The organism is Pseudomonas marincola (assembly GCF_900116605.1).
Classification (GTDB): Bacteria; Pseudomonadota; Gammaproteobacteria; order Pseudomonadales; family Pseudomonadaceae; genus Aquipseudomonas; species Aquipseudomonas marincola.
The window spans coordinates 338,450-352,991 of the sequence record NZ_FPBC01000001.1; the positions used below are offsets into that span (position 1 = coordinate 338,450).

12 protein-coding genes are annotated in these 14,542 nt (G+C 58.6%); 5 read left to right on the plus strand and 7 right to left on the minus strand.

From position 1 onward, the window contains the following. Positions 1-139: 139 nt before the first annotated feature. The 3 genes from BM395_RS01655 to rnd are packed head-to-tail and all read right to left on the minus strand — an operon-like array spanning position 140 to position 2,514. A complete protein-coding gene (locus BM395_RS01655) occupies positions 140-1,072 on the minus strand; it encodes a D-2-hydroxyacid dehydrogenase (protein WP_090508648.1) in 933 nt (310 codons plus the stop codon). A 3-nt stretch (positions 1,073-1,075) separates the two neighbouring features. Next, positions 1,076-1,369: a YcgL domain-containing protein gene (locus BM395_RS01660; RefSeq protein ID WP_069899112.1), complete on the minus strand. Its 294-nt coding sequence runs from the start codon at positions 1,367-1,369 to the stop codon at positions 1,076-1,078. Beyond that, positions 1,366-2,514, minus strand: coding sequence for a ribonuclease D (rnd, locus tag BM395_RS01665; protein WP_090508649.1), 1,149 nt, complete (start codon positions 2,512-2,514; stop codon positions 1,366-1,368). The genes BM395_RS01660 and rnd overlap by 4 nt, the downstream gene beginning before the upstream one ends. Positions 2,515-2,823: 309 nt before the next feature. Between rnd and BM395_RS01670 the strand changes: the two genes are divergently transcribed. Together BM395_RS01670 and putA are read left to right on the plus strand one after the other, a co-directional pair. Beyond that, positions 2,824-3,885, plus strand: a complete 1,062-nt coding sequence (locus BM395_RS01670; protein ID WP_090508650.1) for an SMP-30/gluconolactonase/LRE family protein — start codon at positions 2,824-2,826, stop codon at positions 3,883-3,885. Between the two features lie 431 nt (positions 3,886-4,316). Further along, positions 4,317-8,264 (plus strand): trifunctional transcriptional regulator/proline dehydrogenase/L-glutamate gamma-semialdehyde dehydrogenase, encoded by a 3,948-nt coding sequence (putA, locus tag BM395_RS01675; RefSeq protein WP_090508651.1) that lies wholly within the window; start codon positions 4,317-4,319, stop codon positions 8,262-8,264. A 303-nt stretch (positions 8,265-8,567) separates the two neighbouring features. Here the strand turns inward: putA and BM395_RS01680 are convergent, their stop codons facing one another. Further along, positions 8,568-9,251 (minus strand): spermidine synthase, encoded by a 684-nt coding sequence (locus tag BM395_RS01680; RefSeq protein WP_069899120.1) that lies wholly within the window; start codon positions 9,249-9,251, stop codon positions 8,568-8,570. Positions 9,252-9,336: 85 nt separating this feature from the next. Further along, positions 9,337-9,711, minus strand: a complete 375-nt coding sequence (locus BM395_RS01685; RefSeq protein WP_090508652.1) for a SpoIIAA family protein — start codon at positions 9,709-9,711, stop codon at positions 9,337-9,339. A gap of 195 nt (positions 9,712-9,906) precedes the next feature. On the opposite strand from BM395_RS01685, the gene BM395_RS01690 reads away from it, so the two are divergent. The 3 genes from BM395_RS01690 to BM395_RS01700 all read left to right on the plus strand — a co-directional run bounded on the left by BM395_RS01690 (position 9,907) and on the right by BM395_RS01700 (position 12,925). Further along, positions 9,907-10,767, plus strand: coding sequence for a sulfurtransferase (locus tag BM395_RS01690; protein WP_090508653.1), 861 nt, complete (start codon positions 9,907-9,909; stop codon positions 10,765-10,767). Between the two features lie 240 nt (positions 10,768-11,007). Further along, complete coding sequence (locus BM395_RS01695) at positions 11,008-11,496, plus strand: hypothetical protein (protein ID WP_090508654.1); 489 nt, start codon at positions 11,008-11,010, stop codon at positions 11,494-11,496. A gap of 163 nt (positions 11,497-11,659) precedes the next feature. After that, positions 11,660-12,925: an OmpP1/FadL family transporter gene (locus tag BM395_RS01700; protein ID WP_069899125.1), complete on the plus strand. Its 1,266-nt coding sequence runs from the start codon at positions 11,660-11,662 to the stop codon at positions 12,923-12,925. 74 nt (positions 12,926-12,999) lie between these two features. Here BM395_RS01700 and BM395_RS01705 read toward each other — a convergent pair whose 3' ends face one another. Further along, positions 13,000-13,503 carry a glutathione peroxidase gene (locus tag BM395_RS01705; RefSeq protein WP_425287577.1) on the minus strand — a complete coding sequence of 168 codons (504 nt, stop codon included), beginning with the start codon at positions 13,501-13,503 and terminating at the stop codon, positions 13,000-13,002. 151 nt (positions 13,504-13,654) lie between these two features. Then, positions 13,655-14,437, minus strand: a complete 783-nt coding sequence (locus BM395_RS01710) for a COG4705 family protein (RefSeq protein WP_090508656.1) — start codon at positions 14,435-14,437, stop codon at positions 13,655-13,657. Between the last annotated feature and the right edge of the window lie 105 nt (positions 14,438-14,542).

A 14,542-nucleotide genomic window follows, 5' to 3' on the forward strand; every position in this document is an offset into this window, starting at 1 on the left:
AACGACGCGAGTACTGAGAATGGGTCGGCAGTCTAGCGTGCCACCTCGATGCGGCCAAGATGGCGAAACCCGCTCTGCGCAATAAAAGTATAGCGCCTGAGCCGAAAAGCTCCGTTTGCGTCCGGCAACACCTGAAAACCTAGTAACCGCGCGCGAAATCCACAGCGCCGTGAAGCCGCTCGCCGTTATTGAAGCGCTGCAGGTTGTCGATGAATAACTGCGCCATCAGCGCTGGCTGAGTCGGTGCAGAGCTGTGGCCGGTGAGCAACAGATTGGGCGCGCCCCAAAACATATGCCCCGCTGGCAAGGGTTCCTGACGACAAACATCAATCACCGCCGCCGCAATTTGCTGTTGTTGCAGGGCACTGACCAGATCCGCATCGACGACCGCCACGCCGCGCCCCGCATTGATAAAGACCGGACAGGCCTGCATCGCAGCGAATGCCTTTGCGTCGTAGATATTCTGTGTTGCGGGCGTGTCGGGCAGCAGGTTGACGACATAGTCGGCGCTGGCAAATTGCGCCGTCAGGGCGTCCATTGCCAACACCTTGGAAAATGGCGCTTGCTGGCGAGCCTGACTGGCGATGCCGGTCAACTCGACGCCAAACGGCTGCAGGAACTCTGCAACCGCCTGACCGATATCGCCACAGCCCACAATCAACACCTTGAGCCCGGCAAGACTGCGCGGCAGGCGGTTATCCCAGTGCTGCTGAGCTTGCGCCGCGCGCCGGGCAAACAGGCTGCGCTCGTGCGCAAGCATATGCGCCAGCACATATTCGGCCATGACCTGACCAAAGATGCCGACCGCACGGCTTAGCTGGTAATCCTTGGGCAGATCTGCCGCCAGCAGCGGCGTGATGCCGGCCCAGGTGGATTGCAGCCATTGCGGCTTATGCCCGCCACGCAACAGCGCAGCGAGTAAATCGGGTTGCCCGAGCCAAATGTCACAACCGTCGGCCAATGCCAGCAGCGCGTTTACATCCGCCTCGGCGCGCACCTCGATGTGCCCGGTGGCAGGCGCCAGCAGCTCGGCGTAGCGCGCATGTTCGGCTTCGGCAATCAGCAGGCGCATGGGTTATACCGGATCGTTACGACGCAGCAGTTCTTCGGGCAGGTGCTCGATGTAGTCGTCTTCCGGCGGCGGCATTTGCAGGTGATAACCCTGCTTGTCGAGATTGGCCAGCACCTCGTTGATGTCTTCACGGGCCAGCGCACGCTCGGGCGTAAGGACCATACTGAAGGCCAGCGTCGGCGTACCAAAAGCGGCCATCAGGGTTTCAGGCACGCGCTTGAGCTCATCGCTTTTCAGCACATAAAGGTACATCTCGTTTTTACGCGAGCTTTTGTAGATCGAACAGATGCGTTTCACGCCGTTTCTCCAGCGGTGTTGTTGCTGATTTTATCGAGGCAATCAAGCAATGCCTGGCCCATTAACTCGCGGCGCCAGCCACGGAGCGAATCGGGCAATTGATACGGGCCGTTGGGGTAGCCGGACTTGAGCAAAGCTTCGAGAATTTTCTTGCGCAGCATCAGCTCGGGGGCGATGTTCAGCCGCTCAGCTTCGCGCTGACCCATTACGCGCAGCTTCTTGAGAATGCCCGACGCTTCAATCGGCAAGGGTTCTGGCAGCGCCTCCGGCCAACTCGGCTCAGGTGTCGAGCCTGCTTCACGAATCAGATTGAGAAGGAACTCGCCGTCCTGACGCACGGTTTTAGGGTGCATCTCTTCGATACGCGCCAATGTGACCAGATTATCCGGCTGCGTGCGGGCCAATGGCCATAAAGAATGCTCACGCAAAATACGATTGCGCGGCAAGTTACGCGCACGCGCCTCATGCTCGCGCCATGCACAGAGCTCACGCAACACGGCGAGCTGCTGGCGATTGAGTTTCCAGGCCAGCTTGGCGTCTTTATAAAGCTCATCGGGCGCGACTTCGCGGCTCAGATTAGCCACCATCTCGGCGCCATCTTCCAGCACCCACTCGGCCTTGTCGGCCGGCAGGCGCGATTGCAGCTCTTTATAGACATGCGCCAGATGCACCACATCTTCTGCGGCGTAGCTGATCTGGGTGTCAGACAGCGGCCTGCGCAGCCAATCGGAGCGGGTCTCGCCTTTAGGCAATTCGATGTCCAGCAGAGTCTGCACCAGACGCGAATAACCCATCGAGAAACCGATATTCAGGTAACCGGCAGCAATCTGGGTGTCGAACAAGGGCACGGGGACGCTGCCGGTGAGACGCATGAAAACCTCAAGGTCTTCGCTGCACGCATGCAAAACCTTGGTCACTGCCGGATTTTCCAGCAGAGCGGCAAACGGCGACCAGTCAGTGATCTGCAGCGGATCAATCAGATAAGCGTCCTTACCCTCGCTGACCTGGATGAGGCCGGCAATCGGGTAAAAGGTATCGACCCGCATAAACTCGGTGTCCAACGCCACAAAAGGCAAGCCCTGCCAGTGCGCGCAATGTTGTGCCAGACTTGCATCGTCCAGAATCCACTGAATATCAATCGCCACACGGCTCTCCCCATAAAGAATGCGACGCAGTATATATGCCCGCGCCCTCCGCGGGGCAGCAACTGCGGCAATGCGGCCACAAGCCTGCAAAATCAGTCGCTAACGCCCGCAAACGACTCAAGCCTGAAAATGGCTACGGACTATTCCACAGCATAGGCAATTCACCGCCAGCAACGCCGCGCGCTCATCGGCAACTGACCTATACGCCCTGAATACTGGCGCAGCACACTTAGCAATGGTTATCACAGCCGCGCATGGATTGTGTAACCTGCGAGCGGACCTCTGTCTTCACCACAAGGAATAACAACAATGAAAAAAGTGCTCGGCCTGCTGCTTCTGCTGATTGCCGCCGGTGCGATATTTCTCGGCATCACGCCAAGCCCGATTGATCCGCTGGCCTGGAACGCACCGACCGCACCGACACTCACCGGCGTGCTGGAACCGAATGACACGCTGATGAAGGCCGAACTTGTCGGCAAAGGCAAACTGCATGGCCCGGAAGACACCGCAGTAGATGCTCAGGGCCGCGTTTATGCAGGCCAGGCAGACGGCACGATTGTGCGCATCGACAGCAATGACAAGGTTGAGCTATTCGCCGACACCCAAGGCCGGCCGCTGGGCATGGACTTCGATGCACAGGGCAACTTGATCGTTGCAGATGCCTATAAAGGCCTGTTGTCGATTGATCCGCAGGGTGCGATCAAAGTGCTCACAACCGAAGCCGACGGCCTGCCATTCGCCTTTACCGACGACCTCGACATTGCCAACGACGGGACGATTTACTTCAGTGACGCCAGCTCACGCTTCGAACAACCCGATTACTTGCTCGACCTGCTGGAAGCCCGCCCGTGGGGCCGCCTGCTAAGCTACTCGCCAAGCACCGGCAAAACCCAGGTGCTGCTCAAAGACCTGTATTTTGCCAACGGCGTGGCCCTGTCGGCCAAAGAAGACTTCGTACTGGTAAATGAGACGTATCGTTACCGCATCACCCGTTATTGGCTCAAGGGCGACAAGGCCGGACAGCACGAGGTGTTCATCGACAACCTGCCGGGGCTGCCGGACAACCTTGAGGGCGATCGCGCCGGAACGTTCTGGGTGGCGCTGCCCTCCCCGCGCAAATCGGACGCCGACTTTCTGCATCAGCACCCTTGGCTCAAAGCACAGATCGCCAAGTTGCCGCGCGCCATGTGGCCGAAAGCGACGCCTTACGGGCTGGCGATTGCGATTGACGAGCAAGGCCAGATTATTCAGAGCCTGCACGACACCAGCGGCAGCCACTTGCGCATGATCACCTCGGTAAAACCAGTGGGCGACTACCTTTATTTAGGCAGCCTGGAGAACGACCGCATCGGCAAACTGAAGATCCGCTAAGCCACGCCGCCAAGCCCGCCACACGCCCTGTGTGGCGGGCAGTTTTACTCAAGCAGCACGCCTCACTTGCCATTCGGCAAGCTTCTCACGCACGCATTACCGCTCATCAGTCGCACCACCGGTATCACCTGCAGATGCAGGGCCCGAGCAGCAATCGCGACTACGCTTAATCCTCTGTCCCCGGCACTTTTGCTCACGGCGCAGTCCCGGCGCTGGCCCGCAGACGCTGCAGCCGCACAACCGAGCAAAGGGACAGATCTCAAGAAGTGCCGCATTCTGCCTGGGTAAAAAGCAAAGGTAGTACCCACAAAACAGAAGGTACAACCCGACAAAAGGCAGCCATCTTTTGGGTTGCACCTAGTTGCACCTTTGTAACCACTGGGTTTATTCTCGCGCCTGCTTTGCAGCGCATAAACACAATAGGACTCCAGATGGCCACTACAACACTTGGCGTTAAACTAGACGATGCAACCCGCGACCGCCTCAAGCAGGCCGCGCACGCCATCGACCGCACTCCTCACTGGCTGATCAAGCAGGCGATCTTCAACTATCTGGAGCAGCTCGAAAACGGCCTTTCGCCAACCGAGATGTCAGCTGTCAGCGCCGCCGCACTGGGTGATGAGTCCCCGGAATTGCTGAGCGAACAAAGCCTGCAGTGCTTCCTCGAATTTGCCGAGCACATCCTGCCGCAATCGGTTCTGCGCGCCTCGATCACCGCCGCCTACCGCCGCCCTGAAGAAGAAGTGGTGCCGGTATTGCTGGAACAGGCTCGCCTGTCCAAAGAAATGGCCGATGGCTCACAGAAGCTGGCGCTGAAAATCGCTGAAAAACTGCGCAACCAGAAGAGCGCTGGCGGCCGCCAGGGCCTGGTTCAAGGCCTGCTGCAAGAATTCTCGCTGTCGTCGCAGGAAGGTGTAGCCCTGATGTGTCTGGCTGAAGCGCTGTTGCGCATCCCGGACAAAGGCACCCGCGACGCCCTGATTCGCGACAAGATCAGCAACGGTAACTGGAGCACCCACCTCGGCCAGAGCCCGTCGATGTTCGTCAACGCCGCTTCGTGGGGCCTGTTGATCACCGGCAAACTGGTGTCGACACACAACGAAGCCGGCATGAGCTCGACCCTCAATCGCCTGATCGGCAAGAGCGGCGAGCCGGTGATCCGCAAAGGCGTGGACATGGCGATGCGCCTGATGGGCGAGCAGTTCGTCACCGGCGAAACCATTGCCGAAGCACTGGCCAATGCAACCAAGCTCGAAGACAAAGGCTTCCGTTATTCCTACGACATGCTCGGTGAAGCCGCGCTCACCGAAGAAGACGCCAAGCGTTATCTGGCCTCTTACGAGCAAGCCATTCACGCCATCGGTAAAGCCTCGCACGGTCGCGGCATTTACGAAGGCCCGGGCATCTCGATCAAGCTGTCGGCGATTCACCCGCGTTACAGCCGCGCCCAATACGAGCGCGTGATGGACGAGTTGTACCCGACACTGCTGAGCCTGACTCAACTGGCCAAGCAGTACGACATCGGCATCAACATCGACGCCGAAGAAGCAGACCGTCTGGAGCTGTCGCTCGACCTGCTCGAGCGCCTGTGTTTCGAGCCGTCGCTGAGTGGCTGGAACGGTATCGGCTTTGTGATTCAGGCCTACCAAAAGCGCTGCCCGTTCGTTATCGATTACCTGATTGATCTGGCCAAGCGCAGCCGTCATCGCCTGATGATTCGTCTGGTTAAAGGGGCTTACTGGGACAGCGAGATCAAGCTGGCGCAGGTCAATGGCCTCGAAGGTTATCCGGTTTACACCCGCAAGCCTTACACCGATGTTTCCTACATTGCCTGCGCGCGCAAACTGCTCGCCGTGCCGGAAGCCATCTACCCGCAATTCGCAACACACAACGCCCACAGCCTTTCGGCGATCTATCATCTGGCCGGCCAGAACTACTACCCGGGCCAATATGAATTCCAGTGCCTGCACGGCATGGGTGAGCCACTTTACGAGCAGGTTGTCGGCAAGATCAGCGACGGCAAACTGAACCGTCCGTGCCGTATTTATGCACCGGTTGGCAGCCACGAAACTCTGCTGGCATATCTGGTGCGTCGCCTGCTGGAAAACGGCGCCAACACTTCGTTCGTCAACCGCATTGCCGACCAGAGCATCTCGCTCAAAGAGCTGGTGCTGGACCCGGTCACCCAGATCGAGCAGATGGCTGCACACGAAGGCGGCCTCGGCCTGCCGCACCCGCGCATCCCGCTGCCGCGTGATCTGTACGGTGACAAACGCGCCAACTCTAGCGGTCTGGACATGGCCAACGAACACCGCCTTGCCTCGCTGTCTTCGGCGCTGCTGAGCAGCACCAACAACGCCTACATCGCGCAGCCGATGCTGGGTTGTGAAGCCTCGACTGCCAGCGCCGCGCAAGCGATCAAGAACCCGGCCGAACACCGCGACATCGTCGGTCAGGTCATTGAAGCCAGCGTTGAAGATGCACACAACGCCGTGCTGTGCGCCGTGTCGAGCGGCCAGATCTGGCAATCGACCCAGCCTGCCGAGCGCGCCGCCGTGCTTGAACGCGCAGCCGATCAGATGGAAGCAGAAATGCAACAACTGATGGGCCTGCTGGTGCGCGAGTCCGGCAAGACCTTCAACAACGCGATTGCCGAAGTTCGCGAAGCCGTCGACTTCCTGCGTTACTACGCGGTGCAGGCGCGTGATTTCTTCGCCAACGACAGCCACCGCCCGCTGGGCCCGGTTGTGTGCATCAGCCCGTGGAACTTCCCGCTGGCAATTTTCAGCGGCCAGGTGGCGGCAGCATTGGCAGCCGGTAACACCGTGCTCGCCAAGCCAGCCGAACAAACTCCGCTGATCGCCGCACAGGCGGTGCGCATTCTGCGTGAAGCCGGCGTACCGGAAGGTGCAGTCCAACTGCTGCCGGGCCAAGGCGAGACTGTTGGCGCGGCATTGATTGCCGACGAACGTGTTCGCGGCGTGATGTTCACCGGCTCCACCGAAGTTGCGCGGATTATTGCGCGCAACCTCGCCGGCCGCCTGGACGCTCATGGCCGGGCGATTCCGCTGATCGCAGAAACCGGCGGTCAGAACGCAATGATCGTCGACTCCTCGGCGCTCACGGAACAGGTAGTCATCGACGTTGTTACATCGGCATTCGACAGCGCCGGTCAGCGCTGCTCGGCGATGCGCGTTCTGTGTGTACAGGACGACGTGGCCGATCGCGTGCTGGAAATGCTTAAAGGCGCCATGGCGGAATACACCATGGGCAACCCTGAGCATCTCAACACTGACATTGGCCCGGTGATTGATGCCGAAGCCAAGGGCAACATCGAGCGTCACATTCAGGGCATGCGCGACAAAGGTCGCAAGGTATTCCAGTTGGCTCGCGTGGCCGGCGATGTGATGCAGCGCGGTACTTTTGTTACCCCGACCCTGATCGAACTCGAAAGCTTCGCCGAGCTTGAGCGTGAAATTTTTGGCCCGGTACTGCACGTCGTGCGTTACCAGCGCAACGAACTGCCTGCCCTGCTCGACCAGATCAACGCCAGCGGTTATGGCCTGACGCTGGGCGTGCACACGCGCATCGACGAGACCATCAGCCAGGTTGTCAGCACCGCCAAGGTCGGCAACATGTACGTTAACCGCAACATTGTTGGCGCCGTGGTTGGCGTGCAGCCGTTCGGTGGCGAAGGCCTGTCTGGCACCGGCCCGAAAGCGGGCGGACCGCTGTATCTGTATCGCCTGCTGTCGCAGCGCCCACAAGATGCACTGGTGCAGCAACTGCGCAGCGATGCCCCAGACGCAACGCCAGCGCAACTGCCGGCCACCCAGAGCAAGGCCTTTGCTGCGCTGTGCGAATGGGCTGCCAAGGAGCGTCCTGAGCTGGCAATCCAGGCCGAGAAACTTGCAGCACTGGCGCAAAGCGGTATCAGCCAACTGCTGCCTGGCCCGACCGGTGAGCGTAACTCGTATAGCCTGATCGCCCGCGAGCACGTGCTGTGCCTGGCCGATGACGAGCAAGACCTGCTGTTGCAACTGGCGGCGGTACTGGCCGTGGGCAGCATTGCTCTGTGGCCGGAAAACCACAGCGAACTGCACGCCAAGTTGCCGAAAGAGGTGCAGCAACGCATTCAGCTGATCACCGACTGGACCACCTGCGATAACGCGTTCGACTCGATTATCCACCACGGAGACTCCGACCAACTGCGCGAAGTCTGCCTGCAAGCAGCCCAGCGTCCGGGTGCAATCATTGGAGTTAACGGCCTCAACAAAGGCGAGACCGACATTCCGATGGAGCGTCTGCTGGTCGAGCACTCGTTGAGCGTCAACACCGCAGCAGCAGGCGGCAACGCCAGCCTGATGACCATCGGCTAAACCGCGCAACACAGCGTGTGCGGACACAATCTGCACACGCAATCTCCCGCAAAGCTGCAACGCTGAACGGGAGTTTCCTGAAGGCACTTTGCTGCCAGGCGCTAACTCATCAGGTCGGCGCAGAAGCCCGAGCGCCTCGTCTTCGTAACCGAAGGCGCGGCGCTCGCTTCACATCTGCATCCCGCAATTAGCCCTCAGGCGCCCAGCACAATCAGCCGAATCTGTTCCTCGTCCGGCCAAACCCTGCCTCGAAAAAAGCCCTGCGCGCTCACACACTGTTTATTGCAATGATTAGCTTGAAGGCTACGCGCGTTTCTGGGCGATCCAGATGGTGTGCCGTGTGCCGCGATTACCGTGGGCATAGACCTGCACCGGCTCGACACTGAAACCGGCGCGGCTGACCATTTCAGTAAACTTGCGATCCGCCGATGAAGACCACACTGCCAACATGCCTCCCGCGCGCAATGCACGATGGCACTGATGCAGACCGGCGGCCGAGTACAGCCAACTGTTGGACTTCTGCGTCAGACCTTCGGGGCCGTTATCCACATCGAGCATGATTGCGTCGTAGGCAGCGTTCTGGCTTTTCAGCACCTCGGCGACATCGCCTTGAATCAGCCGGGTGCGCGGATCATTCAACGGGTAGGAGGACTTGGCGCCCAGCGGCCCGCGATTCCACTCGACCACACCCGGCACCAACTCGGCCACAGCCACTTCGGCATCTGCGCGTAAATGCGCCAGCGCCGAAGCCAGTGTGAAACCCATGCCGAGCCCGCCGATCAGTACGCGGGCATTGGCGCGTGAGGCAATTTTCTTGCAGGGGATGGCGGCCAGCGCGTCTTCAGAGCCATGCATGCGCGTGTTCATCAATTGGCCGCCATCGCCACCGGCAATTTTGATGACAAAATCATCGCCGTATTCAAACAGGCACAGCGCACCTTGCGTGCCAGGGATTTCAGCGGTATCCAGCAGCACAAAACGCTTCATGGCAGGCTCTTATAACAGTGGGATCGACCCGAAGCGCGCACCATACAGCAGCGTCGCCAGCGCTGCACAGGTTAGCCGATGAATATCAGACGGTGACCGGCTCGACCCCGTGAATCCAGTCGCGGGCCTGCTGCAACTGGCTCAGCTCAAAATGGCGAACCTCTCCCGGAATCATTGGCTTGACCATTTTACTCAGCCAGCCAATCCACTTCTGGTCTGCGACCACCGCCACCTGAGAAAAATGCTTGAGGTGTTTGGGCGCGAACTTGAAGTCCTCCCAAAGCGCCGACGGTTCGATCGAACCAATACTGCGCACAATCTCGATCAGCTTGATTGTGCCGTACTGATCAATCAGCGCCTCCATCTGCTGGGCGACCTGATCGAAATCGGCGCGGCTGAAATCGCCATCCAGGGTGAACTCAAGGATATTGCTGTTCTCTACGTGCGTGAGGGTCAGCATGGCTGTGTCTCCTTATCCATGGGCGCCTGAGCAAACGGCTCGGCGGCGCTAAGACTGAATAACGGGCTGTGTGCTTTTAAGGTTTGCAGAGCAAGCACAACCCGTTAACTTTGACCACATAGACAACGTGTAGTTTGCTTTATAGAGAGTAGAACCCGCCCACGCCCCGAACAATCCAGCCGGAGAATTGCCCGCATGGCTATCGCCCAGTTGATCAGCGCAGCTGAACTTGAGCAGTTGCTTGATGATAAAAACCGCAAAGTAATTGTCATCGATTGCCGCTTCGCCCTGGAAGACCCTGCCTATGGTCTTGCCAGTTTTCAGCAGGAGCATATTGCCACGGCCCATTTTGCCGATCTGGAGCAGGATCTGTCCGGACCGGTCAGCAAGGGCGTTACCGGTCGCCATCCGCTGCCGGACCCGGCAACACTGAGTGCAAAGCTGCAAGCCTGGGGTGTGGATGACGACTCGCAGATTGTGCTGTACGACGATGGCCCAGGTGCATTTGCAGCACGCGCTTGGTGGTTGTTGGCATGGCTGGGCAAACGCAGCGGCGTGGCGTTACTCGACGGCGGTTTACGCGCCTGGCGTGAGGCAGGCTTGCCGCTGACTGCTGAAGTGAAGCGCGTCGAGCCTGGCAATTTCATTGCCCGCCCGGATAACCAACTGCTGATCAGCGCAGCGCAGTTGCAGCATCGCCTGCAAGACACCCAATTGACGCTGTTGGACGCCCGCGCCCTGCCGCGCTTTCGTGGTGAAGTCGAACCGCTCGATCCGGTTGCCGGGCATATCCCTGGCGCGCAGTGCGCGACCTTCACCGAAAACCTCGATGCACAAGGCCGTTTTCTGGCGCCGGCGCAATTGCAAGAGCGCTTCGCGACATTGCTCGGCAGCCGGCCTGCCAGTGATCTGGTTGCCTATTGCGGTTCCGGTGTAACGGCATGCCACAACTTGTTCGCCCTGTGCCTGGCAGGCTACCCGCTTGCGCCGCTCTACGCCGGCTCCTGGAGCGAGTGGATCACCCAACCAGAGCGTCCCGTGGCAGTGGGTGATTAAAGGGCTTACAGGCGCTTGTGCTGGCATATAGACATGCCGACTTTACCCGTCGTGCTAAGCACGATGCGCTATATAGGCAATAACCTAAAGCTGAAAACAATTTAAAAACAGTCCTTTACAGCACAAAGGTCGCACTACACTTGAGAATGAGTGGCTAACCCCACTCCCGGTGGGGCAATAGTAAAAGAATCAAAAGCTGCCACGCGCCCTGCTCCACCGGTCCATTTTCTCGAGGTTGATATGGGTATTGCAGCGAGTGAACTCTGTCAGCACGTAATCCGGCCAACCCTGATCTATCTTGGCCGTCACTGTGCCGCCGCCGAAGCCCTGCTGTTAGGCGCGGCGGCTTGTCAGTCGGGGCTGGGAACCGCACTCGACTGCCGCCACGGCCACGGCTTGTATCGCATTGCCGAGCGCAGCCATCAAGAGTTGTGGGACCGCCATCTGGCCCATGATCCCGATCTGGCCAGCCAGATTCGCGGCCTTGCCAGCCAGCATGCCTTTCTTGCCTCGCCGCATATCGAGCTCACAGTCAACCTGCGCTACGCCACAGCCATTGCCTGGATGATGATTGAGGTCAAGCGCAACGACTTACCCGATGCGGCCGACTTGCTGGGTCTTGCACGAATTTGGCGCGAGGTATTTCACCCGCACGGCAGGCAACGCGACTTTATGGATGCCTGGCAACGTTGCGTGGGCAATGTGCAAACGCCGTTATCCGCCGCGTGAACCACTGGAAAGATCAGAGAACAAGTGTTCACATTTTCGTAGATGACGGCACTTTGCCTCTATTATTCCCGAGGATTGCTACAAAACAGAACACGTCTAAATCTTGGCAAGCACCGCTAAAGGCTGGTAGTTTTGCCGCCCCTGCTTCCATCTGGAGTCATCCGTGAGCAATAAAATCCTAAAAAGCACTCTCGCACTCGCCATTTCAGCTGTCTCGAGCTACAGCCTGGCCAGCGGTTTCGCCATCAACGAACAAAGCATCAGTTCGTTGGGTATGTCCAACGCCGGCCGTGCTTCCAGCGCAAGCGATGCCAGCACTGTTTATGGCAACCCGGCTGGTATGGCGCTGATCGAGCGCGAGCAGGTTACCGCAGGCGCCGCTGTTATTTTTGCCAAGGCCGATATCACCAATGCAAGCGGCTTCCCTGGCGGCAGCAACGATGGCGACATGGTTCCGACCGTTGCCATTCCGATGGGCTACTATGTTAAGCCGATCGACGAAAACTGGGCATTCGGTCTGGGCGTATATGTCCCGTTCGGCCTGGCGACTGACTATGAAAACGGCTTTGCCGGTCGCTACTACGGTGACAAGAGCGAAGTGAACGTCATCACCATTCAGCCAACTGTCAGCTACCGCTTCAACGATCAGCTGTCGATCGGTTTTGGTCCGACGATCAACCGTATCGAAGGTGAACTGACGTCAGAGGTGCCAAACCTTGCACCGGCAGGCGCTCCAGATGGCGAAGTTGATATCAAAGGCGATGACGTCGGCTACGGTTACAACTTCGGCCTGATGTACGAAATCACCCCGTCGACCCGTCTTGGCGTTACCTACCACTCGAAGGTTGAGTACAGCCTCGAAGGTCACACCACTGTCAGCGGTGTTGGTGCAGTGGGCACCTCAGCAGGTCGTTACGGCGCATCTCTCGATGTGACTACGCCTGAAGCGGTCGACTTCTCCCTCACTCATCAGTTGAACAACGGCTGGACCGTACACGCAGGCGCGACCTGGACTCGCTGGAGCCGCTTCGACAAGCTGGTGGTTGAGAACGATCAAGTGGGCGGCGCCTACGGCGGTGCTTTGACCACAATCACCGAAGAAGAAAACTGGCATGACACCTGGGCAGTTGCTGCAGGCGCTGAATACCAGTTGAACAAGCAGTGGGTATTGCGCACCGGTATCGCATTGGATCAGGCACCGACCAACAACACCGACCTGTCCCCGCGCATCCCAACTGGCGACCGCACGATTTACAGCATCGGCGCAGGCTGGAGCCCGAACGACGACATCACAGTTGACGTCGCGTACTCCTACCTCAACGAAGAAGATGTACACATCGATCGCGTAAGCGCTACTAAAGGCTCGTACAGCGCCACGTACCGTAACAGCGCACACGCGCTGGGCGCTCAGGTTACTTACCGCTTCTAATCGAAACGGTTAGCCAGCCACTTTGGCGGTCAGAACAAGCACAATAATCGTGCCGCCAGAGTTAACCGTTTTGCCTACTCCTGCGTACTGGCAATCGCCTTCTCGACCGCAGCAATCAACTGCGGATCATCCGGCTTGATACTGCTGGGAAAGCTCGCCACAACCTTGCCCTTACGGTCGACCACATACTTGGTGAAGTTCCAGCGCGGCGCCTGACTCTGCTCGGCAAGGCCCTTGAACAAGGCGACTGCATGCTCGCCCATGACCTGCTGCGGCTGGGTCATATCGAATGTCACCCCGTAATTCACAAAGCACACCTTGGCGGTTTCCTTCGCATCAGCAGACTCCTGTTTGAAGTCATCCGAGGGCACGCCCAGCACTTTAAGGCCTTGCTCGGCATAGCGCTGTTGCAACGCCTCAAGCCCTTTGAACTGCGGGGTATAACCGCAGAAGCTGGCCGTATTGACCACCACCAATGGCTGACCGCCGAAGGTCTTGCACAGGTCGATGGTGTCTTTACTGCGCAAACGCGGCAGTTCGCCCTGCAACAGTTGCGGGCAGCTATCGGCATAACTCATCGAGCTTACGCCAACGGCCAAAGTTGCTACGACCAGCCATGCCTGTGTTTTCATCGACCACGCTCCTGCCATTAATAGCCCCGCACATGGCGAAGCCCTTCTAAACATAATAGAGCACCAGGCCGATAAACAGAGCCTGCTGAGCGTGAACTTAGCGGACTGACTCCAGGCGCTGAGCGGCACGCTGCTGCCAACTCAGGTAACCAACCAGAGCGATGATGACCACCAGAAATATCTCGCTGGTGCCCACCGTACCCAGACCCAGCCCACCTTTGGCGACCGAGTGAGACAGCCAGTCGCCGCAGGATGCACCAAACGGGCGAGTCAGGATGTAGGCAATCCAGAATGTCGCAACCGAGTTAAGGCCGAACAGGTAGTGGGCAATCGCAACCACGCCGATAGCCGCCGCAAACAACAGCGCCGACACGGCATAACCAAGGCCCATTTCCTCACCCAACAAGTCACCAGCTGCGGTGCCAAGCGCGAACGTCACCAGAATCGCCAACCAATAGAAATACTCGCGCCGGCCTCGGTAAATGCTCAGAATCGACAAGCTTTTTTCGCTGGCGTACCAGCAACTAAAGGTGACCAGCAATGCCACGCTGAACAGCACCGTGGTGGTGACCAGAGATACGCCGTAGGTATCCACTAAACTGTCACAAATAAGCGTGCCGACGATACTCACCAGCACCACCGCCAGCCAATATTTCCAAGGCACGTAACGGTCTGCACGCAGCTGAATGGCGATGGCCAAAACCAGCACCGCACTCATCAGTACAGAGGTCAGCGGCAGGCCGAAATGCAGTTTGAAGATCAGGTAATCCGCACCTGTTTCACCCACTGTGGTCGACAAGATCTTGATGATCCAGAAGATCAGGGTGACCGCAGGGACTTTGTTCAGCAGGCTGTTAGCGGACGCGTTTGCATGGCTCATGATGGGCTCACGACAGTCAAAAAGTGGGTTGATCCAACTGCGTCAAACGATGGCCTCCGGCAAAACGCCAACGCCCATCGTGCAGTTCATACACAGCCAATGTAT